Genomic DNA, 8,263 nt, shown 5'->3' on the forward strand with positions numbered 1-8,263 from the left:
GTGAAGGTACGGGTGATGACGTCTTGCTGTTGCTCTTTGGTCAAAGAGTTGAAGCGAACGGCATAACCGGATACGCGGATGGTCAACTGCGGATATTTCTCCGGGTCTTCCATGGCGTCCAGCAGCATTTCACGGTTCATCACGTTCACGTTCAGGTGCTGACCACCCTCTACGTTAGCTTCGTGGTGGAAGTAACCGTCCATCAGGCCAGCCAGGTTGGCTTTCTGGGCTTCCATATCTTTACCCAGTGCGTTCGGAACGATGGAGAAGGTATAGGAGATACCATCTTTCGCGTACGCAAACGGCAGCTTGGCAACGGAAGTCAGGGAAGCAACGGCACCCTTCTGGTCACGACCGTGCATCGGGTTGGCACCCGGGCCAAACGGCGCACCTGAGCGACGGCCATCCGGAGTGTTACCGGTCTTCTTGCCATATACCACGTTAGAGGTGATGGTCAGAACAGACTGGGTAGCAACAGCGCCACGGTAGGTGTTCAGCTTCTGGATCTTCTTCATGAAGGTCTCAACCAGCTCACAGGCGATATCATCGACACGAGCGTCGTTGTTACCGAACTGCGGATATTCACCGTCGATTTCGAAGTCGATGGCAATGCCATCTTCATCACGGATCGGCTTGACCTTGGCGTACTTGATGGCAGACAGAGAGTCAGCTGCTACAGACAGACCGGCGATACCGCAGGCCATGGTGCGATAGACGTCACGGTCCATCAGCGCCATCAGCGATGCTTCGTAGCTGTACTTGTCGTGCATGTAGTGGATGATGTTCAGCGCAGCAACGTACTGCTTGGCCAGCCAATCCATGAAGTGATCCAGATTGCTCATCACTTCGTCGTAGTTCAGGTACTCGGAGGTGATAGGTGCAGTCTTGGGACCAACTTGCAGTTTGAGCTTCTCGTCCACACCGCCGTTGATTGCATAAAGCATGGTCTTGGCCAGGTTGGCACGGGCACCAAAGAACTGCATGTGTTTACCGACAACCTGCGGGGAAACGCAGCAAGCGATGGCGTAGTCATCGTTGTTGAAGTCCGGACGCATCAGATCATCGTTCTCGTACTGAACAGAGGAGGTCTCGATGGAAACCTTGGCGCAGTACTTCTTGAAACCGACCGGCAGCTGCTCGGACCACAGGATGGTCAGGTTCGGCTCAGGGGACGGGCCCATGGTGTACAGGGTGTTCAGCATACGGAAGCTGTTCTTGGTGACCAGGGTACGGCCATCAACGCCCATACCGGCCAGGGTCTCGGTCGCCCACATCGGGTCGCCAGAGAACAGTGAATCGTATTCCGGAGTACGCAGGAAGCGAACCATACGCAGCTTCATGACCATGTGGTCCATCAGCTCCTGGGCTTCTTGCTCGGTGATCAGGCCTTTTTGCAGGTCACGCTCGATGTAGATATCCAGGAAGCTGGAGGTACGACCGAAGGACATGGCTGCACCGTTCTGGGACTTGACTGCCGCCAGGTAGGCGAAGTAGGTCCACTGTACAGCTTCTTTGGCGTTGGCAGCCGGTACGGAGATATCGCAACCGTACTTGGCAGCCATCACCTTCATCTGTGCCAGGGCACGGTGCTGCTCGGAGATCTCTTCGCGCAGACGGATGGTGGCTTCCAGGTTTACGCCGTTTTCCAGGTCAGCTTGCAGGGACTTGAACTGGGCCAGTTTGTCGGCCATCAGGAAGTCGATACCGTACAGGGCAACACGACGGTAGTCACCGATGATACGGCCACGGCCGTAGGCATCCGGCAGACCGGTGATAACACCAGACTTACGGCAGTTCAGGATGTCTTTGGTGTAAACGTCAAACACGCCCTGGTTGTGAGTCTTGCGGTACTCGGTGAAGATCTTCTCGACCATCGGGTCCAGTTGACGACCGTACACTTCGCAAGAAGTTTTAACCATCTTGATACCGCCGTTGGCGATGATGGCGCGCTTCAGCGGCTTGTCAGTCTGCAGACCAACGATCTGCTCCAGGCTCTGATCGATATAACCGGCATCGTGTGCGGTAATGGTGGAGGGCAGGTCAGTATCAAAATCGACCGGCGCGTGAGTGCGGTTCTCGATTTTGATCCCTTCCATGACCTTGTCCCACAGCTTGGTGGTCGCTTCGGTCGCGCCAGCCAGGAAGGACTCGTCACCTTCATACGGGGTGTAGTTCTTCTGGATGAAGTCACGGGTGTTGACAGAGGTCTGCCATTCACCGGCCGCGAAGCCTTCCCATGCTTTTTGGAACTGTTCGTTAAGTTCTGCCATTTTTCATTACCTCACACGGTATTGATGTAGTATCCCGCAATCATCCTTAATGATGACGACGGAAGATAAACCAGTAAGTCAGACCAACCATCACGCCACCACCGATGATATTGCCGATGGTCACGGGGATGAGGTTGTGTAGGACGAAGTTGGATACGGTCAGGTCAGCAAAGGTTGCCGGATCCTGGCCGATGGCCTGCCAAAATTCCGGACTAGCCACGCTGTGGATAGCGATACCAACCGGAATCATAAACATGTTTGCGATGCTGTGCTCGAAACCTGATGCCACGAACATGGCAACCGGCAGCAGCATAACCACTACCTTGTCAGTCGCGCTGCGGGCACCAAAGGCCATCCAGGCAGCAAGACATACCATCAGGTTACAGAGGATGCCGAGTGCCAACGCTTCGAAGAAAGTGTGATGGATCTTGTGCTGAGCAACCTTCATGGCATTGAGCCCCCACTGACCATCCGCCGCAGTATATTCCGCCGACATGATGATAAGGCCAACCATCAGCAGACCACCAATCAGGTTACCGAAGTAGACCAGTCCCCAATTCTTGAGCAGTTGGGCCCAGCTGATCCGGTTGGCCGCTTTGGCCACCAGGGTCAGGGTGGTGGAGGTAAACAGCTCGGCACCGAGCAGCACACAAAGAATAAGACCGAGAGAGAAGCAGAGACCGCCAACCAGCTTGGCCATCCCCCAAGGCATGGAGCCTGCTCCGGTAGTCACTGTGATGTAGAAGATAAACGCGATGGCGATGAAAGCGCCCGCGGTAATGGCCAGTGGAATGACCTTGTATGCCGGCTTGGTAGCCTTGGCATAGGTGATGTCTTCAGCCAGTGCAGCGATGGCTTCGGGCTTGAGACAATCGAATGGGGATTCAGCTTTCAATTATGATCTACCTGAATGTTTTGCCTGTTGAAATCATAACAAAGGGCCAAATGGCCAAAATTGACATTGATCAAGTTTATCAGAGTGCAAATGTAATTTTACTACAAATATTTTAGTGCGATGGCTACGCCACTTTACACCAGGTATCAGCTGAAACAGAAATATCACATTTTTAATGCAATGATTTTAAAGAATTTATTTCAAAGCATGGAAATATGGTATTGGCAAGATATCTTTGCAGATCACCAGCACATTCCCTGCCCTGCCATCAACCCCCTTAGGGGTATTTTTTGTTTTTTATTTCATCTTTGAATAACAATACCGTGCTTTGCCGCACGATAAACAGAAGGGGCCACACGGCCCCTTCCTTTACAGCAACGATCACGCCCAGTGATGGGCTCGCTTGGCCTTCTGCAGCTTCTCGTAGGCCACCAGCAGCTTCTGGTGCAGCGGGAACTGGGAGAGCGACAGGTCGGCCGCCTCCAGACCGTGGAAGCGTGCTTCACCACTGGCGGTGGCCCATGCCTGTGCCAGCGTCTCTTCGCCATACATGCGGGTGAAGACGGCGCGATACTGCTCCGGATCCCGCTCCTCATCCAGGAACAACTCGACGCAGGCACGCAGGGCGCGGTAGTAGCTGGCACGCTCGGCAGTGAACACCGACTGGTTGAACTCCATGGTCCAGTCAATGAGATCCAGTGCGGTCTCCAGCTCACCGGCGGCCAGCGCGAGCATGGCTTTCAGCTCGCCAACGCGCAGAGTGTGCAGCGCGGTCCCCTTGGCGGCGGCGATGCCCAGCAGCTCGCGTACACGGGTACGCTCGTCGTGCCCCTCTTCATCCAGTTGATCAAACAACGCCATGTACTGCTCGGCATCCCAATCAAGTGATGGCAGCGCCAGGATCACTTCGCGCAGGTTGGCGCCCATGTTGTTGTTGGCCAGCAGCAGATCTTCGGCCGGATAGATGTCGGACATGCCCGGCACCAGAATGCGGCAGGCGTAGACACCCAGATGCTCGTAGTCGGCGATATAGACCGGCTGCTCCAGCTCATGGAAGATGCCGATCAGGTGATCGAACTCCTCCTGCGAAGTGCCACGGAAGTCCCAATCGGCAAACTCGAAGTCCGCATCCTGCTTGAACAGATCCCAACTGATGAGGCCCGAGGAGTCGATGAAGTGGGTCTCAAGGTTGTGGTGATCTGCGACCTGTTCGTTATCAAATGACGGCGGTACAAACACGTCGAGATCCTTGAGACCGCGGCCCTGCAGCAGCTCGGTGACAGTCCGCTCGAAGGCCACTTCAAAGCGCGGATGGGCGCCGAAGGAGGCAAAACAAGTGCCATTGCTCGGGTTGAGCAGCACCACGCAGATGACCGGATAGCGGCCGCCCAGAGACGCATCGAAGCTGTAAATCGGGAAGCCTTCCGCTTCCAGCGCCGCGATGGAGGCGGCAATCCCCGGATAACGGGCAATGACCTCGTCCGGGATCAGCGGCAAGCTGATGGCCTCGGCGATGATCTTGTTCTTCACGTGGCGCTCGAACACCTCGGAGAGCGCCTGGGTGCGCGCTTCGGTCTTGGTGTTGCCGGCGCTCATGCCGTTGGAGACATAGAGGTTGCCGATGATGTTCATCGGGATGTAGACAGTCTGGTGATCGGACTGGCGTTCGAACGGCAGCGCGACGATACCGCGCTCTTCGTTGTTTGACTGCAGATCCACCAGCATGTCGGCGGTCACTTCACCGTCCGGGTTGTAAAACTTGCGGGTGAAGCTGTCTAGCAGACCGGCCGGGAACTGGTCACCCTCGATGGGGAACCACTTCTCGTTCGGGTAGTGAACGAAATCGCCGTTGGCGACCTGCTCGCCCAGATAGAAGTCGGCGAAGAAGTAGTTGGTGGAGAGACGCTCAAAATATTCGCCAAGGGCAGACGCGAGGGCCGCCTTCTTGCTGGCACCCTTGCCGTTGGTGAAGCAGAGGGCGCACTCTTTGTCGCGAATATGCACCGACCAGACGTTCGGCACGGGGTTGAGCCAGGAGGCCTCTTCAATATCAAAGCCCAAGGCTTGCAGCTTGGTCTGGAAGCGTTCGATGGAGTCTTCCAGCGCCGCGTCCTTGCCGGGAATAAAAGTGTGGTCAGTCATCACGATATCCTGATTTTTATTGGCTCATGTTCGGCCGCAGATAATAGCAGGGGTCGGCGGCTTTGGCAGGACAAAAATCAGCAAACAGGGATGAGTCGCACGGAGAGAAACCGGCTTGCCCCCTCTCCCCCGCCACAAACAGCGCGGGCCCGGGGATTGCCCGGGCCCGCTGGTTACGCGACGCGATAAACCGTCAGAGCTGCTTGCCCTGGCTCGCGATCACCTGGCTGTACCAGTGGAAACTCGCTTTCTTGATCCGGCGAAGTGACCCGCCCTGCTCGTCACGCTCCACATAGACGAAGCCGTAGCGCTTCTGATAGCCGTTGAGCCAGCTCAGGATGTCGGTGAACGACCAGGCACAGTAACCGAGCAGCTCTACACCATCCTGCATCGCCTCCTGGCACGCCTTGACGTGGCTGCGCAGGTAATCGATGCGGTACGCATCGTTCACCTTGTCACCCGCCTCCAGCTTGTCGAACTCGCCAAGGCCGTTCTCGGTGATCATCAGCGGCAGACCATAGCGGGAAGAGAGGCGACGCAGGGCGATACGCATCCCGGTCGGATCGATGGCCCAGTCCCAGTTACTGGTCTCAAGGTGCGGATTGGGCGCCGTCTTGTAGAGGCCGGGGATGCCGCTGGACGGCGTGGTGCCCTTCTTGCCGGTGGTGTTGATCCGCTGCAGGGTCTGACCGCCCAAGGGGTTATCGGTGTAGGTCAGGGTGTAGTAGTAGTTGACGCCGATGTAGTCGGGCGTCCCCTCGCGCAGCAACTCCATATCACCCGGCAGGATCTCGGGCGCCTCGCCGTTTTCCCGCAAGTAAGCGAGCGCCGCCTGCGGATAGCGGCCAAAGCAGTAGGCATCCAGCCACCAGAGGTTGTTGAACTCCTCGGCGTTCTCATAGGCCAGCATATCTTTCGGGTCGCACGACGCAGGATAGGCAGGGGAGTAGGCAAAGCTCGGGCCGATGAGGCCATTTGGCACATGCTGGCGAAACGCCTTGATCACCCGGGCATTGGCCAGAAACGCGATATGGTTGGCGGCAAAGAAGCGCTTGCGATCCTGCACTGCGGGCGGATGGGTGCCGAGCTGATAGGCATTGGTCAGGTTGTAGTTCTGCTCGTTAAGCGACACCCAGTACTTCACCTTGCCGGCAAAGCGCTGATAGAGGGTCACGCAGTAGCGCTCGAAATCGGCGATAATGCGTCTGTCTTCCCAGCCGCCGTACTCATCCTGCAGCGCCTGCGGCAGATCCCAGTGATAAAGGGTCAGTACCGGCTCGATCTGGTGGGCCAAGAGGGTGTCGATCAGCTTCTCGTAGAAGGCCAGCCCCGCCTCGCTCACCTCCCCCCGACCGGTGGGGTAGATGCGCGGCCAGCTCACCGAGAAGCGGTAGGCCTTGAGCCCCATCTCGGCCATCAGCGCCACGTCCGCTTCCATGCGGTGGTAGTGATCAACCGCCACATCGCCGTTACTCCCCTCAAAGGTCTTGCCCGGCAACTTGGTGAAGAGATCCCACACCGAGGGCCCCTTGCCATCGGCATTCCAGCCCCCCTCCACCTGATAGGCGGCGGAGGCGGCGCCCCACAGAAAATCGCTCGGGAAGTCGTTGAACTTGTGGTGATGCATCTGGTGTTGCTCCTTCTGCGGCGGTGGTCATGGCCACCTCGATTGCGCCGACTGGCGGCACCCAATTGAATTGGCAATAGCATCGAACAGTTCTAGAATTCCGTCCAATGACATATATGACCACTCAACATTCCCGAAAGGAATGAAGGAGCCCTGATGGAGCTACGGGATCTGAAGGCCTTCGTCACTCTGGGGGAGGTGTTGCACTTCGGCCAGGCGGCGGTACGCCAGCATGTTACCCAGTCGGCCCTGAGCAAACAGATAAGGCGGCTGGAGGAGGAGCTGGGCGGCGAGCTGTTCGAGCGCAACGCTAGCACTACTCGCCTCACCGGACTGGGCAGGGCGCTGTATGAGGATGCCCGCTCTGTGGTCATCCAGAGCGAGCAGCTCTCCCGTACCGCCCGCGACGTGCTGGCGGGCAACGGCGGCACCCTGCGCATCGGCTTTGGTGTGGCCACCAAGATCCTGGTGCCCGCCGCCATCGCCCGCTTTCGCGCCGAGCGGCCGCAAGTGACCATCGAGCTCAACGATCTCTCCACCCACCACCAGCTACTGGCGCTCAGTGAAGGCAAGCTGGATCTCGGTTTTTGCCGCCTGCCCGCCCCCAAGGGGTGGCACGCCCTGCCAGTGGTCGAAGCCCACTTTGTCGCCGTGCTGCCCGCCAGCTACCGCGATGTGAGGGAGTTGGCGGATCTGGTGGACAAGCCGCTGGCGATCCTGCGTCGTGACAAGGCCCCATCCTTTTACGATCACCTGATGAACTATCTGGCCCAGAGCGGGCTGCGTTTTCGCGATATCCAGTACGTCAACGACTTCGCCGCCGGAGTCGCCACCGCGGCGGCAGAGATCGCCTGGACCCTGGTCCCCTCCTCCACCACCATAGAGCACCCGGATGTACTCACCCTCCCCCTTAGAGATGGGGAAGCCTGCTGGACCATTGGCCTTATCCGTCCGCCCCACAGCAAGGGGCCCTTGATCGATGCCTTCTGGGCAACCATCGCCGATATGGCGCCAAGATAGACACGCCGTTGGCAAACAGCAGATGGCGGCCGCGCATCAACGATAGCGTTCGACGATACGCGCCAACTCGCCGCTTTGTCGCAGCTGTTGCAGGGTACGGTTAAACTCGGTTATCCGGGTATTAAAGCGAGAGTGCTTGCCGATGCAGAGATTGAACGGGGTAGAGGCAAGCTGCAGCGGCACCTCGACCACCTGCCCGGACAATCCCAGCTGGTTGAGTTTGAAACGAGCCACCAGTGGGTCGGTCACCATCAGATCCCCCCGCCCCGCCGCCAGCATCTTGAAGACATTATCAACATTGATGGTGTG

The 8,263-nt window shown here is 57.7% G+C and carries 5 protein-coding genes and 1 pseudogene; 1 reads left to right on the forward strand and 5 read right to left on the reverse strand.

The window, feature by feature from the left end:
* From pflB to ACRAUW_RS15195, 4 genes are all read right to left on the reverse strand, one after another.
* On the reverse strand, window positions 1-2,270 hold a 2,270-nt coding region (gene pflB, locus ACRAUW_RS15180), incomplete at its 3' end, for a formate C-acetyltransferase (protein ID WP_431362943.1).
* A 46-nt stretch (window positions 2,271-2,316) separates the two neighbouring features.
* Window positions 2,317-3,165 carry a formate transporter FocA gene (gene focA / locus ACRAUW_RS15185; protein WP_431362944.1) on the reverse strand — a complete coding sequence of 283 codons (849 nt, stop codon included), beginning with the start codon at window positions 3,163-3,165 and terminating at the stop codon, window positions 2,317-2,319.
* A gap of 381 nt (window positions 3,166-3,546) precedes the next feature.
* Entirely contained in the window at window positions 3,547-5,307 is a 1,761-nt protein-coding gene (gene ycaO, locus ACRAUW_RS15190; RefSeq protein ID WP_431362945.1) for a 30S ribosomal protein S12 methylthiotransferase accessory factor YcaO, read from the reverse strand.
* Window positions 5,308-5,500: 193 nt separating this feature from the next.
* On the reverse strand, window positions 5,501-6,934 hold the full coding sequence (locus tag ACRAUW_RS15195; protein ID WP_431362946.1) for a glycoside hydrolase family 1 protein: 1,434 nt from the start codon (window positions 6,932-6,934) through the stop codon (window positions 5,501-5,503).
* A 156-nt stretch (window positions 6,935-7,090) separates the two neighbouring features.
* Between ACRAUW_RS15195 and ACRAUW_RS15200 the strand changes: the two genes are divergently transcribed.
* Entirely contained in the window at window positions 7,091-7,954 is an 864-nt protein-coding gene (locus tag ACRAUW_RS15200) for a LysR substrate-binding domain-containing protein (RefSeq protein WP_431362947.1), read from the forward strand.
* A gap of 36 nt (window positions 7,955-7,990) precedes the next feature.
* On the opposite strand, the pseudogene ACRAUW_RS15205 reads toward ACRAUW_RS15200, so the two are convergent.
* Window positions 7,991-8,263 (reverse strand): annotated as a pseudogene (locus tag ACRAUW_RS15205) (ABC transporter substrate-binding protein); the annotation flags it as partial.

Source organism: Aeromonas sp. (assembly GCF_050633025.1).
Classification (GTDB): domain Bacteria; phylum Pseudomonadota; class Gammaproteobacteria; order Enterobacterales; family Aeromonadaceae; genus Aeromonas.